Annotated in this window: 15 protein-coding genes and 1 riboswitch; of the genes, 7 read left to right on the forward strand and 8 right to left on the reverse strand. The window is 56.0% G+C overall.

Annotation, left to right across the window (positions count from 1 at the left end; all coding sequences use genetic code 11):
* Positions 1–37: 37 nt before the first annotated feature.
* The 3 genes from Q0835_RS21945 to Q0835_RS21955 form a co-directional block, all read right to left on the reverse strand.
* Complete coding sequence (locus Q0835_RS21945; protein ID WP_298812296.1) at positions 38–268, reverse strand: hypothetical protein; 231 nt, start codon at positions 266–268, stop codon at positions 38–40.
* 114 nt (positions 269–382) lie between these two features.
* The gene (locus tag Q0835_RS21950) at positions 383–1,582 is read right to left on the reverse strand and encodes an MFS transporter (RefSeq protein ID WP_298964302.1); all 1,200 of its coding nucleotides are present in this window, start codon (positions 1,580–1,582) and stop codon (positions 383–385) included.
* Entirely contained in the window at positions 1,542–2,600 is a 1,059-nt protein-coding gene (locus Q0835_RS21955) for a hypothetical protein (protein ID WP_298964304.1), read from the reverse strand. Before Q0835_RS21955 ends, Q0835_RS21950 begins: the two co-directional genes overlap by 41 nt.
* An 84-nt stretch (positions 2,601–2,684) precedes the next feature.
* Between Q0835_RS21955 and Q0835_RS21960 the strand changes: the two genes are divergently transcribed.
* Positions 2,685–3,668: a LysR family transcriptional regulator gene (locus Q0835_RS21960; protein ID WP_298964306.1), complete on the forward strand. Its 984-nt coding sequence runs from the start codon at positions 2,685–2,687 to the stop codon at positions 3,666–3,668.
* 56 nt (positions 3,669–3,724) lie between these two features.
* On the opposite strand, the gene Q0835_RS21965 is transcribed toward Q0835_RS21960, so the two are convergent.
* Positions 3,725–4,504: a LytTR family DNA-binding domain-containing protein gene (locus tag Q0835_RS21965; RefSeq protein WP_298964310.1), complete on the reverse strand. Its 780-nt coding sequence runs from the start codon at positions 4,502–4,504 to the stop codon at positions 3,725–3,727.
* A 41-nt stretch (positions 4,505–4,545) separates the two neighbouring features.
* Between Q0835_RS21965 and Q0835_RS21970 the strand changes: the two genes are divergently transcribed.
* Both Q0835_RS21970 and Q0835_RS21975 read left to right on the forward strand, forming a co-directional pair.
* Complete coding sequence (locus tag Q0835_RS21970; protein ID WP_298964312.1) at positions 4,546–5,691, forward strand: linear amide C-N hydrolase; 1,146 nt, start codon at positions 4,546–4,548, stop codon at positions 5,689–5,691.
* Positions 5,692–5,762: 71 nt separating this feature from the next.
* Complete coding sequence (locus tag Q0835_RS21975; RefSeq protein ID WP_298964314.1) at positions 5,763–6,584, forward strand: cyclase family protein; 822 nt, start codon at positions 5,763–5,765, stop codon at positions 6,582–6,584.
* A 33-nt stretch (positions 6,585–6,617) separates the two neighbouring features.
* On the opposite strand, the gene polA is transcribed toward Q0835_RS21975, so the two are convergent.
* The gene (gene polA, locus Q0835_RS21980; RefSeq protein ID WP_298964315.1) at positions 6,618–9,590 is read right to left on the reverse strand and encodes a DNA polymerase I; all 2,973 of its coding nucleotides are present in this window, start codon (positions 9,588–9,590) and stop codon (positions 6,618–6,620) included.
* A gap of 161 nt (positions 9,591–9,751) precedes the next feature.
* A riboswitch (cobalamin riboswitch) is annotated at positions 9,752–9,979 on the forward strand.
* 32 nt (positions 9,980–10,011) lie between these two features.
* Here polA and Q0835_RS21985 point away from each other — a divergent pair.
* The 3 genes from Q0835_RS21985 to Q0835_RS21995 all read left to right on the forward strand — a co-directional run bounded on the left by Q0835_RS21985 (position 10,012) and on the right by Q0835_RS21995 (position 11,486).
* Positions 10,012–10,182 (forward strand): CbtB domain-containing protein, encoded by a 171-nt coding sequence (locus tag Q0835_RS21985; RefSeq protein ID WP_298812315.1) that lies wholly within the window; start codon positions 10,012–10,014, stop codon positions 10,180–10,182.
* 1 nt (position 10,183) lies between these two features.
* A complete protein-coding gene (locus Q0835_RS21990; protein WP_298812318.1) occupies positions 10,184–10,882 on the forward strand; it encodes a CbtA family protein in 699 nt (232 codons plus the stop codon).
* Between the two features lie 79 nt (positions 10,883–10,961).
* Positions 10,962–11,486 (forward strand): hypothetical protein, encoded by a 525-nt coding sequence (locus Q0835_RS21995; protein WP_298812321.1) that lies wholly within the window; start codon positions 10,962–10,964, stop codon positions 11,484–11,486.
* Here the strand turns inward: Q0835_RS21995 and Q0835_RS22000 are convergent.
* The 3 genes from Q0835_RS22000 to Q0835_RS22010 all read right to left on the reverse strand — a co-directional run bounded on the left by Q0835_RS22000 (position 11,483) and on the right by Q0835_RS22010 (position 13,496).
* Positions 11,483–11,827: a DUF1636 domain-containing protein gene (locus Q0835_RS22000; RefSeq protein WP_298812324.1), complete on the reverse strand. Its 345-nt coding sequence runs from the start codon at positions 11,825–11,827 to the stop codon at positions 11,483–11,485. The two genes, Q0835_RS21995 and Q0835_RS22000, sit on opposite strands and share 4 nt — an antisense overlap.
* Positions 11,824–12,855, reverse strand: coding sequence for an acyltransferase family protein (locus Q0835_RS22005; RefSeq protein ID WP_298964316.1), 1,032 nt, complete (start codon positions 12,853–12,855; stop codon positions 11,824–11,826). The genes Q0835_RS22000 and Q0835_RS22005 overlap by 4 nt, the downstream gene beginning before the upstream one ends.
* A 119-nt stretch (positions 12,856–12,974) precedes the next feature.
* Positions 12,975–13,496 (reverse strand): FxsA family protein, encoded by a 522-nt coding sequence (locus Q0835_RS22010; RefSeq protein ID WP_298964318.1) that lies wholly within the window; start codon positions 13,494–13,496, stop codon positions 12,975–12,977.
* A gap of 238 nt (positions 13,497–13,734) precedes the next feature.
* Here Q0835_RS22010 and Q0835_RS22015 point away from each other — a divergent pair, with 238 nt between their 5' ends.
* Positions 13,735–14,466 carry a Tim44/TimA family putative adaptor protein gene (locus Q0835_RS22015; RefSeq protein ID WP_298812333.1) on the forward strand — a complete coding sequence of 244 codons (732 nt, stop codon included), beginning with the start codon at positions 13,735–13,737 and terminating at the stop codon, positions 14,464–14,466.
* The last annotated feature ends 55 nt before the right edge of the window (positions 14,467–14,521 follow it).

Raw genomic sequence — 14,521 nt, forward strand, 5'->3', positions numbered from 1 at the left:
GATTCAAGAACAGAAGAAGAACAAATTATCCTGACAGTCAGCAAACCATTGCAGGCCGTCCGGGATAAAAGTTGCAGGGCCGCTCCACGCCGGAAAGAACGTCCTGCAAATAGGGCGGAACACAATAGTGTTCATCCAAAGTCAGACGATTCGCCTCAAGCCATTGAGAAACAAGTTCGATCAGCATTTCCGGGTCTTTTTCAAACATCGCCCGGCACACTTCCATCTCGAGCTGCGCACTTGTCTTCACCGCCTGTGTAATAATCATTGGCCCAATCACTGTTCTTTATTATCAATTTATACGTGCTTATATCGTGCCTGCAATTTTAGGAGTTTTCCAGCAAATAGCAGTTATGCGCACATCCGGCGCCATAACTGAGTGTTATGCATGCGGTGGCATCACGGCTTTGCCGCGAACGGCAATCACGGCGAGACTGCAACAGAGCAGACCGGCTGCCATAAACAGGGTTGAATGACCGGTTACCGGGATCAGGAACCCGCTGATGACCGGCCCGATACCTTGTCCTAGCGAGATCAAAAAGAAGGTGAAGCCGAAGCCTATTGACGGAGTTTCGAAAAAGATACGCATGCTCCACATGCCAAATAGCGCCGTCATCACGATAAAGCCTGCACCGAAACACGCCGCAGACACATAGATACCGACCTTTGTCCCGATCAAAAGCGGCAGCGTTCCGACCGCAGCACCGACGATCAGAGACAGCATCACGTAGGTTTGGCGAAGGCCCCAACGGTTCACCAGTCCGCCTGCAAAGCAGCCTGTAACGCCAGCTATGCCAAGCACGATCCAGAACAGCACTGCATCGCGCGGGTTGCCGGTGAGCATGTAAAGAAGTTCAACAGCATAGGTCCAGTAGACCGCAGTGATGATGCCGAACAGAAATGCGGCTATGAATAGCGGCCGGGCGGTCCGTTCCCCGAGCAGTCTGAAAGAGACCGTCAGTGCTGCGGGTTTTGTCTGCGCGCTGCGCTGTGGCAATGCCAGCAAATTCCAGACCGTGATAAGCAATGCCAGTGCTGCAAAGGCCATCCAGGCAAGCCGCCAGTCTTCCCCGGCATAAAGAGCAAGAGGCCCCGCAATGGCGACACCGAACCCGGTTCCGGAGTTGATCCAAGCATATACCGTGTTCTGACGGCCGGGTGCGGTGTGACGGACAATGACATCGGAGAACGGCGGATAAGCAAGACCCGGGCTGGTGCCGGCCACAAAGACCCCGAAGGCCAGCGTCCAGGGGTCCGGCGCCAAGGCGATGATCGCCATTCCGAGAGCCGCTGCAAGGCCGCCAAGCAAGATGGGAAGGCGTGGCTCGACAAAAGTCGACAACCAAGATCCGGCGAAGGTCGCCGCCAGATACCCCAGATAGGAAGCACCGGCGATCAGCCCGATAGTCTCGGGAGAGAGGCCGAATTCCTGGCGAATGTCGGGGAGAAACAATCCGAAGCAGTACCTGGCCAGTCCGTAAGTGACGGCAACAATGGCTAGTCCCGCGGCAGTCAGACCACGGGTTTGTGCTGCGGACACCTCACACCCGGCGGGAGAGCTGGAAATGAAGTGTCTGGTCATCGGTCATGGTCTCACCGGTGATTTCGAAATGACCGCCAAGCTGTCTGTAGTGGCGATACTGCTCAAGTGTAAGTTTCAGGCAGAAGTTGGAAACATGCAAGATTCTTCCATTGATTGCATCCTCAAACTCCTCACCCAGAATGGCGACGAAGGCACTTTCCCCATCATGAAACGCCACGGGCAGCAGAAAGAACCGATTCAAGCTTGGCAAATCCCTATGGACGGCCCGCTCAAAAGCAATCCTCGAAAAGCGCTGCATGGCGGCATGGGCATAAAACCCTGGGATCTTTTCGATCTGTCCGGCAGCATAAAGCTGGCTCTCGGACAGAAGAAGATCACCCGAACGCGCAATCGATCTGAGCCACTTGTTCACCACATATGGGTCGTCATTGCCTTCCTGAAAGCCGAGCATGGTAACCAGTGCCGTAGGCGCGCCCGGTTCCAGAATGTCCGTGAGACGAAAGGCTTCAAACGGTGCTGTGATGAATTGCATCGGCAGATCAGGCAGCATCTGTTTCAATACCGACCGCATCGGGGCTGCCGACATAGGGTTTATATCGACGGCAACATAGCGATCGATTTCAACTCCGAGCTCGGTCAAGGTGCTCAGAATAAATGCGGTTTTGACCGGTTCCGGACCCAGTTCGACATAAACGAGACTGTTGCCGCTCAGCGACGAGACAACAAGGTTCAGGCATTGCCGCAATGCCAGTTTGAACGACATGCCATCGTCGTGCAGGCGACCCAGGTCGTCGGAACCGACGCCAAATTGGTTAAGCTGGCGCATAAGCTGGAACACTTCGTCGAGATGTTCGGTTGCTGTCTCCGCACTACCGGCATTTGTGTACTTGACCCGATTGTCCTGGGTGAGGATGCGCTCGAGGCCAAATTCCGTATGGGAGGCGATGGACTGATGAACTCTGTGCTGCAACGTCAGCGTCTGGCCCTCAAAATTCAATAGATCAGGCTGGCTTTCCGCCTGTCGGCCTGGAGTGTCGATCGAAAAGGCAAAGGTCATGGAAGTTACTCGAATTGACTGTACCATTTCCCGGATTACGGGATATTGAAGCGCTTTCTAAATTTATAATTGAACAAACTCATAATGAAACGTTATGATTGTCCTGCGCTGGAAGAGAGGCTTGGAGAACGGGTTCCGCGCGAAAACGGAGGCAGGGACGTGACCATCGGCCGATTTAACATCGAGTTGCTGGAGGCCTTTGTGGCGGTTGCCGAGGCCGGCAACGTGACCCATGCGGGATCGAAGCTGAACCGGACCCAGCCCTGTGTCAGCACCCAGTTGCGACGTCTAGAGGACCGTGTTGGCAAACCTTTGATCGAGCGCACGGCCCGCACAATGAACCTGACACCCGCCGGACGCATTCTCTACCAGCATGCCACTGAAATTCTGCGGTCACACGAAGAAGCCCGCCTTCGCCTGTCAGCACCTGAATTGACCGGAACTGTGCATGTTGGGTTGCCCGAATGGTTTGCGACCGGACAGCTACAGTCGATTTTCTGCAATTTTGTGCGCATTCATCCCAACGTCAAACTCGAGATGACCGTTGCCGACAGCGCAACGTTGCACGATATGCTGTCAGCCAACGAGATCAATCTGGCCATCGCATTGGTATCGCCTGTGAAACCTTCACCGAACGGCTTGGTTGAGGAACCTCTTTATTGGGCCGTCAGTGAAACCTGCGCTTTGGCCGACCCGTTGCCGTTGATCCTGTTTCCAGAACCCTGTCCTTTCCGCGAGCTTGCCTTCAGCGCATTGGCGCGGGCCGGACGGCAGTGGTATGAGCGCATTACCACGACCAGCGTTGCCGCGGCACAGGTTGCCGTCCGATCCGGCGCAGGTCTATGCTGTCTTCCCGCAGGAGCAATTGTCGACGGGATAAAGATACTGAGAGAGCAGGACGGTTTTCCAGATCTGCCTGCGAGCCAACTGGCGATCTATACACCTTCCAAAACACAGTCTCCTATTGTCGACTATCTGGAAGAGCATCTGACCGCTCTGCTTCAAAACGCGATTTCGCCAGGATCCGCCCTCGCGGGCAAGGTGCAACCGGATCTAAGAGTGGTGTGAGCCCTTTGATCCTGACAGGATCAGGAACTTGTCGGCTCTAGCAACGATGGCCAGCATCATTTTCGGGGCATTCGATTTTCGACAGCAGCCCTGAACGTCCGACCAACCGGCACTTCGTGGCCATTCTTCAACAACAACACAGTCCTGCCGTTCAGCCGGCTGCGTCCCGTCACGGCGTGCAAAGCCACCCAGTGAGATCTATGTGTCTGGACACCTTTTTCGCCTGCCGCCTCCGAAACGGCATCCCGAAAACGCATAGCAAGAAGGGCGGAACCCCTCTCTGTTTCAACCTCGACATAGTGGTCTCGTGCCGTCAATCGCAGAATACGACCGCGAGTGTGCAGCGGCAATCTGTCCAAAAGCTTTGGACGGGACCACTCTTTGGTGGTGATCGCAGGTGCTGCGAAAATATGAAAAAAGACGGTCAGGCATCCAATCGCGACAACGCACTGCCCATAAAGTGGCAACATGTCGCCATTGAGCGGGTTGGTGCCGAAAAGTGCCCAGATCAGGGAAACCACAAGACAAACGGGTATCGCGGTCAACGCTGAAACGGCAAAGATCTCCACGAAAACCGGAACATTCCTGCACCTTAGAAATCTTTCGATTGCCGTTGCGGTCGCGTGTCCGATCGAAGCGGTTCCGATGACGATCATACCCCAATAAAGCAACCGCATGGCTGGTGCATATGCGCCATAGGTCCCAAACGGGCCAATCAACGCGAGAAATACCGCCACCGTGACCAGGAGCGCCAGTGTCTGCCTCGAGACAAACGGCGCCGCGCAATCGCGCGCGAAGTGGCGCAACAAGACGTCGTTCGCGAAATCTGGCTGCATCTGGCGAAATCCTCCTTGTTACAAGCTTTCTGGCGCGGTCAATGACGAAACAGGAAGTTTACTTCAGAAGCGAGAGAGAGGCCATGTTCCCGACCCGTTCGAAGCCGTTTATGGCGATGATTTTGCCGGTATTTTTTTGTTTGACCAGCCTTTCCTTAACCGAAGGCGCTCCAGCCTGCTCGACCGTTGCCTTTGAAAGCGCTCAACGTCCGATGCTCGCCTACAATTTCGATTTTGAAGCCACCGGCGCAGGTTTTCTGACCGCCAACTCCGCAGGCAGCAGAAGGCAATCCATTACCGAAGGCCGTCCTGCAAGCTGGACAGCCAAATATGACAGTTTGACCATTAATCAGGTTGGCCCAGGCATGCCCGCCGCCGGGATGAATACGGCAGGACTTGTCGTTACCTTGATGTGGAACAAGGAAGCCGTTTTCGGAGGGCCGGAAGACCTGCCTTCGGTCAGCGAACTGGAATTCATTCAGCGCTTGCTTGATCTTTCAGGATCCGTGGAAGACGCTCTGCAGCACGCAAACGACGTTCGGATCGACGGACTTGTGCCGATCCATTATTTCCTTTTTGACTGGACAGGAGAAGCTGCCGTTCTCACCCCCGGAAAATCCGGTTTGCTTGTTCATCAAGGCGTCGACCTGCCTGTACCTGCATTGACCAACACGCCTTATCCGGAAGCTCTCCTTCATCTTGGTCAATCGAGAGGATACGGCGGCACATTACCGGTTCCTCAGAACCAAAGCCTGGGCACCCAAAATAGCCTTGACCGCTTTGCCATCGCGGCCAATGCGGCACGTCAGTCCAAAGGCCGGACAAGCACAGACGAAGCCTTTAACCTGCTGAACAAACTGGCCAACTCGGACACACGCTGGCAAATGGTGTTCGATCCGAAGGGCCAAAAGATCTGGCTGCGCATTACAGGCTCATCACTGGAACACCTGCTTGATCTCTCAAAGCTGGACTTTGCTTGCCAGGTACCGCCCCTTGCTATCGATTTGCGTCAGTTGAGCCCGGAGTTTAAGGCGAGGAACCTGTCGCCAATTCAGCCAGATACGCTCGGCGAAAGTCTCGCCGAAGTGCTTTCCTCCATGCGTCAGACGGCGCATCTTGGCCGCGCGGAAATTGCCGGCGCGATCGCAACCGGTTTGATTTTCTCATCGAGCTGCACCGCAAAGTGATTCCTGCTAAAGTTGACGTCGCGTAGGGTCAGCGCGCTGCCCAGCGCTGCGTCAACCGGAGGGGACTAGCCATGTGCGATTTCTGCGTTATCAATTCCGTCAAACAGCGCATGCTGTCCCGACGCGACTTCTTCAAGGCGACTGCCGCCGGCGCCGGTGTTGCTGCCGCGACGGCCCTTTCCGGCGCCATGCCGGCCATGGCGCAAACGCCAACAACCATTTCGGACATGACCCACGAGCTGCACCCGGCCTTTCCGACTTTCGGCGGCGAGCAGCAATTCGAACTGAACCGGATCTTCGACTTTGCAAAGGACGGCTACAATTTGTTCGAGATGCGCGTCAACGAGCATACCGGCACCCATCTGGATGCGCCGCTGCATTTTTCCGCGGACGGACAGTCGGTTGCCGAAATCCCTGTCGAAAACCTGGTCGCACCACTTTGCATCGTCGATATTCGTGCCAAAGCGGCAGAAAATCCCGACGCGCAAGTGACGCCGGACGATCTCAAGGCCTGGATGTCCTCGAATGGCGATATTCCGCAAGGGGCTTGCGTCGCAATGGATTCCGGCTGGGCCGCCCATGTCGATAGTGACAGGTTTCGCAATGCCGATGCCGATGGGGTTATGCATTTTCCCGGCTTTCATGTTGAAGCCACCAAAATGCTGATGGAAGAAGCCGATGTGGTCGGCATCGCGGTTGACAGTCTGTCGCTTGACCACGGCATCTCAAAAGATTTCGCCGTCCACTACGATTGGCTGCCGAGCAATCGCTGGGGCCTGGAATGCATCGCCAACCTCGATGCGCTTCCCGCCACGGGAGCGACACTGATCGTTGGTGCACCCAAAAATCGGGGCGGGACCGGTGGACCCGCGCGCGTTATGGCGATGGTCTAACGGCTCCTAAGCTCCGAGTTACAATAACAGCGTTTAGTGCGCATCGTCCCAGTTGTCGGCCGCGCGGGCGTCGACTTGCAGCGGTATGGAGAGAGTGAGCGCTGGATCGCAGGCATTTTCCATGACGTCCCTGATCACCGGGATCGTCTCGTCAACCTGCGCATCCGGGACCTCAAAAATCAGTTCATCATGCACTTGCAGCAGCATTTGAGCATCCAGCTTGGCGCCATTCAGTGTGTCTTCCATGCGCACCATCGCGCGGCGCAGAATGTCGGCGGCTGAACCCTGGATCGGAGCATTGATGGCCGCGCGTTCATAGAAGGCGCGCATGTTGGGGTTCTTGGTGTTCACTTCAGGATAATGCGCCTTGCGGCCGAATATCGTCGACACATAACCATCTGCATGGACCTTCCTTTTGGTCGCTTCCATATAGTCCCGGATGCCCGGGAACCGTTCAAAATAGGTCTTGATGTAGTCACCGGCTTCACCGCGCGATATGCCCAGCTGATTGGCAAGACCAAAGGCAGAGATACCGTAAATAATGCCGAAATTGATGGCCTTTGCCTGACGGCGAACCATCGGGTCCATGCCCTCAATCGGTGTGCCGAACATCTCGCTAGCCGTCATGGCGTGAATATCGAGCCCGTCTTCAAAAGCCTTCTTGAGCTGAGGGATATCTGCAATATGGGCGAGAACCCGCAGTTCGATCTGGCTGTAATCGGCCGAAACCAATTTATGTCCTGCTTCAGAGACAAACGCCTGGCGGATCTTTCGCCCCGCCTCGGTCCGCACCGGAATATTCTGAAGGTTCGGTTCAGAGGAAGACAGCCGGCCCGTTGTGGTCGACGCGAGCGCGTAAGACGTATGCACCCGTTTGGTCTCGGGATTGATGTAACCCGGCAATGCATCGGAATAGGTCGACTTCAGCTTTGACAGCTGGCGCCATGCGACAATTTTCGACGGCAGCTCGTGCCCTTCGGTAGCCAGGTCCTCAAGGACCTGAGCCGAGGTTGACCAGGCACCCGTCTTGGTTTTCTTGCCACCGGGCAATCCCATCTTGCCGAACAGAATGTCGCCCAGCTGCTTGGGTGAGCCAATGTTGAAAGTCTCACCCGCCAATTCGTAAATCTCAGATTCCTGCGCGGCCATGCCCTGCGCAAAATCGCCGGAAAGCCTGGACAGCATTTGCCTGTCGACGGAAATGCCGCGTTTTTCCATTCGCGCCAGCACCGGAACCATTGGACGTTCGAGTGTTTCATAGACTGTCGCCATGCGATCAGACGCTAGGCGCGGCTTGAGGATCATCCAGAGCCGTAAGGTCACGTCGGCGTCTTCCGCTGCATAAGCTGTCGCCTTGTCGATAGCTACCTTGTCAAAGGTGATCATCGACTTGCCGGAGCCGCAGACTTCCTTGAACGGGATCGGCTTGTGGTCGAGCCATCGCTCCGAAAGCTCATCCATGCCATTGCCGCCCTTACCGGCGTCAACCGTATAGGAGAGCAGCATCGTGTCGTCGAACGGACCGATGTCGACACCGTAGCGGGTCATGACCAGCCAGTCGTATTTGAGGTTCTGAGCGATTTTCAGCACCGACGGGTCTTCGAGCATCGGCTTCAGAACGTCCAGTGCGTCCTGAATGGGTATCTGGTCCGGCAAAAGACCTCCGCCACCCAACAGGTCGCCTTCGCCGTCAACATGGGCAAGCGGCACGTAGCAGGCTTTCCCGGGTTCGGTGGACAGTGACAGGCCGACAAGATCCGCCTGCATGGCGTTCAAAGACGTGGTTTCGGTGTCGAAGGCGACATAGCCTTTTTCAAAGGCAGCTTCACACCATTCTTTCAGGCGATCGATCGACGTGACGGTTTCATAGGCACTGGAATCAATCGCAATTGCCTTGACGCTTTCGGCACGCGCATCAGCAACCGCCTGCGGCACCATCATGCCTTCAACGCCAGCTGCACCGTCACTCGGAATCGCACCAGAGCTTGTGTCGACGCGTTCAGCCATCCGGCCCTTGTGATCAGGAACATCCCATCCCGGAACCTGGAACTCACTCACCTCGACATTGGTAACGTCGGCCCCGGTTGTTTCAGCAACCCGTTTTGTGAGCGTGTTGAAGCCCATGGCCTTGAGAAAACCAACCGCTTTGGGGCCATCCATTTCGATGACAGAGAGATTGCCGACAGGTGTTTCCACCGGAACATCCTGTTTGAGCGTCACGAGTTCCTTCGAGACACGGGCCTGATCGGCAAACTCAATCAGGTTTTCACGGCGCTTCTTCTGCTTGATCGTATCGGCCTGGGCAAGGAGTGTTTCCAGATCGCCGAATTCGTTGATCAAAAGAGCGGCGGTCTTAAGGCCAATACCCGGGACACCCGGAACGTTGTCGACACTGTCTCCGGCCAGCGATTGAACCTCGATGACCTTGTCCGGACCAACGCCAAATTTTTCGAAGACTTCAGTCTCGCCGAAGACCTTGTTTTTCATCGTGTCGATCATGCCGACTTTGGGACCGATCAACTGCATCAGGTCCTTGTCGCCCGACACAATCGTGACCTGCGCACCCTGTTCAGCCGCCTGACGGGCGTAGGTTGCGATCAAATCATCTGCCTCGAACCCTGCCTGCTCTACGCAATGCACCGAAAATGCGCGCGTTGCCTCGCGGATCAGCCCGAATTGCGGCACCAGGTCTTCCGGTGGCTCGGGCCTGTGGGCCTTGTATTCGGGATAGATCTCGTTTCGGAACGTTTGTGCGGAATGGTCGAAGATGACAGCAAAATGAGTCGGTTCATCGCCTTCTTCCGGGGTCAGGCCCTCCTGCAACAGCTTCCAGAGCATGTTGCAGAAACCCGAGACCGCCCCAACCGGCAGTCCGTCCGGCTTACGCGTCAGCGGTGGCAACGCGTGGTACGCACGGAAAATGAATGTGGAACCATCGACCAGAATCAGGTGGTCGTCAGCGGTGAGGGCGGGGGAAGAGCTTTGCGTCGACATGGCGCGGATCATGCCCGGAGCATGCGCGAGAGAAAAGTCCTAATGTCAAAAATTCAAAGGGCGTCCCGACACGCGCTGGCAATCCAACGCTTTCGCACAAGTGAACCGCACCAGCTTCTCGTTCAAGCGCGCATAAATGTCGGATTTTTGCTTTCACGTTGAAAATAAATGGTTCATTATAGTCATTGCTTGGTTTTCCATTCGGCACAAAGTGCCGGGAAACGAACAGGGAATTCGGACGCGGCGGACCCATATCGGGCGCTGAATGCCGAAGCCGCCCCCGCGACTGTGTGCGGAGAGCGCTGACCGGACATGCCACTTGCAGCAAAAACTGCAGGGAAGGCCCGGCCAAGTGCCTTGACCCGCAAGCCAGGAGACCTGCCAGGCATATCTTGCAAACCGGGCCGTCGGGTGTGACGGCGACGAGGACATCATGACGACACAAACTTCAAAAGCCACGCTTTCCCTGACAAAGATCGTACCGCTCGCTTTCGCAGCGGTTCTGGGAATTGCAATCATTTCGATTACCGGTCACGTGCAGGCGAGCGCCTTGCATGACGCGGCACACGACGTGCGCCACGCGACCGGATTCCCGTGCCACTAAAATGCTATCGCGATTGTTGATCAGCGGCTTGTTCGCTGGCGCTGCTGCCGGGCTTATTGCGGCCCTGCTGCAGCTTTATTTCGTGCAACCCGTCCTTCTGCATGCTGAACTTTATGAGTCCGGCGAGCTGGTGCATTTCGGCGCCCAGGCCGTCAGTGCGCATCAGGACATTGGGGGCATTGATCTCGTGCGTGACGGGCTGAGCGTGGTGTTCACGATGCTCACTTATACAGGATACGCCTTCATTCTGCTGGTTCTGATGGCCATTGCTGAAATGCGCGGTGCGACAGTGAACGGGCGTACCGGACTGATCTGGGGTCTTGCAGGCTTCGTGGCATTTCATTTTGCACCAGGCTTTACGCTGGCGCCGGAAGTGCCGGGTGTTGCGGCAGCCGATGTCTATGCAAGACAGATCTGGTGGTGGGCAACAGTCCTTTCGGCGAGTGCCGGCCTTTGGCTGATTGCATTTGGCGGCAATTGGCTGGCTTGGGGTTCAGCTGCGGTTCTTTTGTTGGCTCCGCATGTGATCGGTGCTCCTGAGCCGGATTCTTTTACAGGGCCGGTTCCAACAGAAATTGGTGCGCTCTTTGCCAGCCGCGCCTTTGGTGTCGGAATGGCCGCCTGGCTGCTGCTTGGTTGCTTTGCGGGATTCTTCTGGCAGCGCGAAGGTGCCAGGATCAGTTCAATCCAGACTGCCTGAACCCGATCTCAGACAAGAAACGACCGGGCGGAACCAGGTGTTTCGCCCGGCTTCTTTTTTGCAGAAACAAGGGACACGAATGGAACGTTCACTCGCACTTTTCGTCATCGGCCTGATCTTTGGTGGCGGCATCGGCTTCGTTGCAGCAGCCAGCAACGGCATCACGCTGGACGGGCACGACCATTCCGATCCGAACGCTCACCAGCTGCACGCAGCGTCAAATCAGCGCGATTCCGATCACTCCGGTCACCACGCCGGGCACAACCACGACGAAATAGTTTCCGTGCCTTCTGGTCCGGAGGCACCGACACTCGAGATCAGCGTCTCACCTGATCCGGCGAGCGGCTTCAATCTCCACATCAAGACCGAGAATTTTACCTTCGCCCCCGAGCGGGCAAGTCTTGATCACGTGCCGGGCGAAGGCCATGCGCATGTTTATGTCAACGGTGCGAAAGTCACCCGGCACTATAGTTCCTGGCTCCATTTGCCGACCCTGCCGGAGGGAGACACCACAATTGAAGTGACGTTGAACACCAATGATCACCGCATGCTTGGCGTCGACAACAAACCGCTCAAGGCTACAGCGATTGTGCCAGGCAATTAAAGCGCCGGTATACGCGCCCGCAAACAAAATCGAAGCCGTCCACAGGGCCGGGCGTCTTCGATCCACCCGTCCTTGGCGTCCAGGTAGGCACGGGCAGTTGCGACAATGTCATCGAGATCATCCGGGATAGTCAGGCCTGCAAAGAGATAGGCTGCGCGTGCCTTGCCCTGAAAGGCCAGGGACACAGGCTGTTCACAAGCTCCCATACAATCGACGGTTTCGATCTTGAACACTTCGTCAAGCGCAGCGTTCTGCATGGCTTTTGTGAGTGAGATAAGCGCAGCTTCTACCGGTCTGCCGTCCTGTTGCTTGCACGTCCGGCAGATAAGAATGCGGTTCATTCAGCCGCCTGCGGCTGCCGTTTCTTGCCGAAAGTTCCGGTCAGATAAGCCCATTCGGGACGGCGGAACAGGAACCAGCCAAAGCCGGTTTTCCGGATCAGCCAGAAAAGGATCATAGGGCTGACGGAAGCGACAATGGTTACGATGAGTGAAACTGTTCCGATATCCAGGATACCCAGTTTGAGCAGGATCACACGACTGACACCCATTGGAAAGAAGAACGCCAGGTAGATGACGATCGAGTTTTCGCCAAAGTGGCGGAGAAAATCCAACCGGCCCAACTTAACGATCAACGCGCTTGTCAGGATGATTGCACCGGCACCGGCAGCACCAAGTGCAAGGGCCACCACAGGAAGCGCCGCCCAGCCGAGATAAACCAGGCCGCCATTTATGACGCCCCAACCTACCAGATAGGCAAGGCTGATGCCGATCCGTTCCCGCGCCCAGGCAGCAAGGTGGAATATCTGCGGCGCAAAGATGTAACCAGCGTAGAAATAGACGAACCTTGAAGCGAACTCGTCCACCAACAGCCAACCGGTATGGATCGGTGCAATTTGCAAAAGAGCGCCTACTGCCAACATGACCTGCCAGGGAATTCCCTTGTCGTGGGCCAGCTTACAGACAAGGAAGAACACCGGCAGCATGTAGATAAACCACAAGGTGCCGAAGGGCTGCACAAAACTGAGGAAATAGAATTCCAGAGTGCCTGCTGTGCCCATTTCTCCGACAAATACCGGAGCTTTGACGGCGAACTGAATAGTCATCCAGAGGACATAGAAATAGGCGAAATGGACGACTTTACGGTCCAGATAGAGCTTCCAGTCACGGGTGATCACATTGGAGAGGAACAGACCGGAGATCAGAAAGAAGTCCGGCATGCGGAACGGTGCCGCAAAGGCAACTACGGCATGCATCCAGCCGGTGTCGCCGGCTGCAGCCTCAACGCCCAACACCGAGTGCATCATCACAACAAAGATGATGCAGATGCCTTTCGCCGTATCCACCCAGTCGATGCGTGCCGCGCTCATAGTCCGTTTCCTCCGCCTCCACGGGCTATTTCCCGCAGATTTCAGAGGACTCCTAACTGAAACTGGTAAAAATTCAGCATACACCCGGTCTCACGATTTGGTGACCGGATTAAGGTTTATCAGGGCTTTGTGTCGTCCGAGTCGTCCTTCCACGGACTGATCCGGGGTTGGCCGGTGCCGGTTGGCCCACCTTCAGTTCCGTCGCCTTTTTCTGACCAGTCGTCGGCGTCCAGGTCGACAACCCCTTCACCGGACGTCCTGCCTGTCTGGCCGTTTTGGACAATTACAACGTTCGATCGCGAGATGATGAACCTTGCAAGAGCCTCACGCACCGGCGGAACGAACAGCAACAAACCGATGGCATCCGTGACAAAACCCGGAATCAGCAGGAAAATGCTGGCCAGAACAATCATTGCGCCCTGCATCACTTCGTTGCCAGGTGAGCGGCCCGCATCGAGCTCCTGTTGCATGCGCATAAGCAGGGATAGCCCCTGCTGACGCAGCATAAAGGTGCCGGCAAGTGCCGTGATCACAGTCAGCAATATGGTCGGAATCACGCCGATCAAACCGCCGACCCAAATGAAGACCGCGATCTCGATCAGGGGCAGCAGAAGAATGGCTGCAATGATATAAAGTCCCACGGGACCTCCATCGTCTGATAAGCTTGTTTGGGATAAGTTAGGCGTTCGTTGCTAAAAATGCGAGCAGACTGACATGGGAAAGAGCGACTTTACGCAAATTCAGTCTTGCTCTTGGGTCTGGATGCTGGTTCAAGGACCCCCTAAATAGGATAGTAACAGACTTTGCGTATGGGGCGGCGTGCACCTTTCAACATCAAGGGGCGGCGCTAAGGCCTGAGAAGGGTAACCGGAAGCTAAGATGAACGAGATTTTTGACCCGTTAAACCTCCTCCTTATGGGACTTGCGGTTTTCATTCTGTTCAGACTGCGGTCTGTGCTTGGCAAACGCACCGGCAATGAACGTCCGCCTTTCGATCCATATTCGAAACCGGAACAAAAGCCGGGCGATCAGGTTAATGGCGGCGACCAGGATAACGTGATCCCGATGCCGGGCCAGACCCAACAGCAGCCTGAGCAGATGGAGCAACCCTCTGCTGATGGTGACGTCGTCATCGACAAGGTCGCTCCCGAGGGCTCAGCGCTCAACAGCGCCCTGAAGCAGATCCTTTCGGTTGATCGCAGCTTCGAGCCCGAGCCGTTCCTCGAAGGCGCACGAGCAGCTTACGAAATGATCGTGATGGCATTCGCTGATGGCGACAAGAAAGCGCTGAAGAACCTTCTTTCGCGCGAAGTCTACGAGGGGTTTGTTGCTGCAATCGACGACCGTGAGAAACGTGGTGAAACCGTCGATTCGACCTTCATTGGCATCGACAAGGCCGAAATTGTTGAAGCGGCGCTGAAAGATGCCACAGCACAGGTGACTGTGAAGATCCACAGCCAAATGATTTCCGCCACGCGGGACAAAGACGGCGAAGTCGTCGACGGCGATCCGGCGAAAGTTTCCGAAGTGGTCGATATCTGGACGTTCGCACGGGACACAAGCTCCCGCGATCCCAACTGGAAGCTGGTCGCGACCGAATCCGCTGAATAGCAATGACGTGGCATTGGACGGGGTCCCGCCTCTTCGCCAGGTGCAGGGGCGCGGC

The organism is uncultured Roseibium sp. (assembly GCF_947499295.1).
GTDB lineage: Bacteria > Pseudomonadota > Alphaproteobacteria > Rhizobiales > Stappiaceae > Roseibium.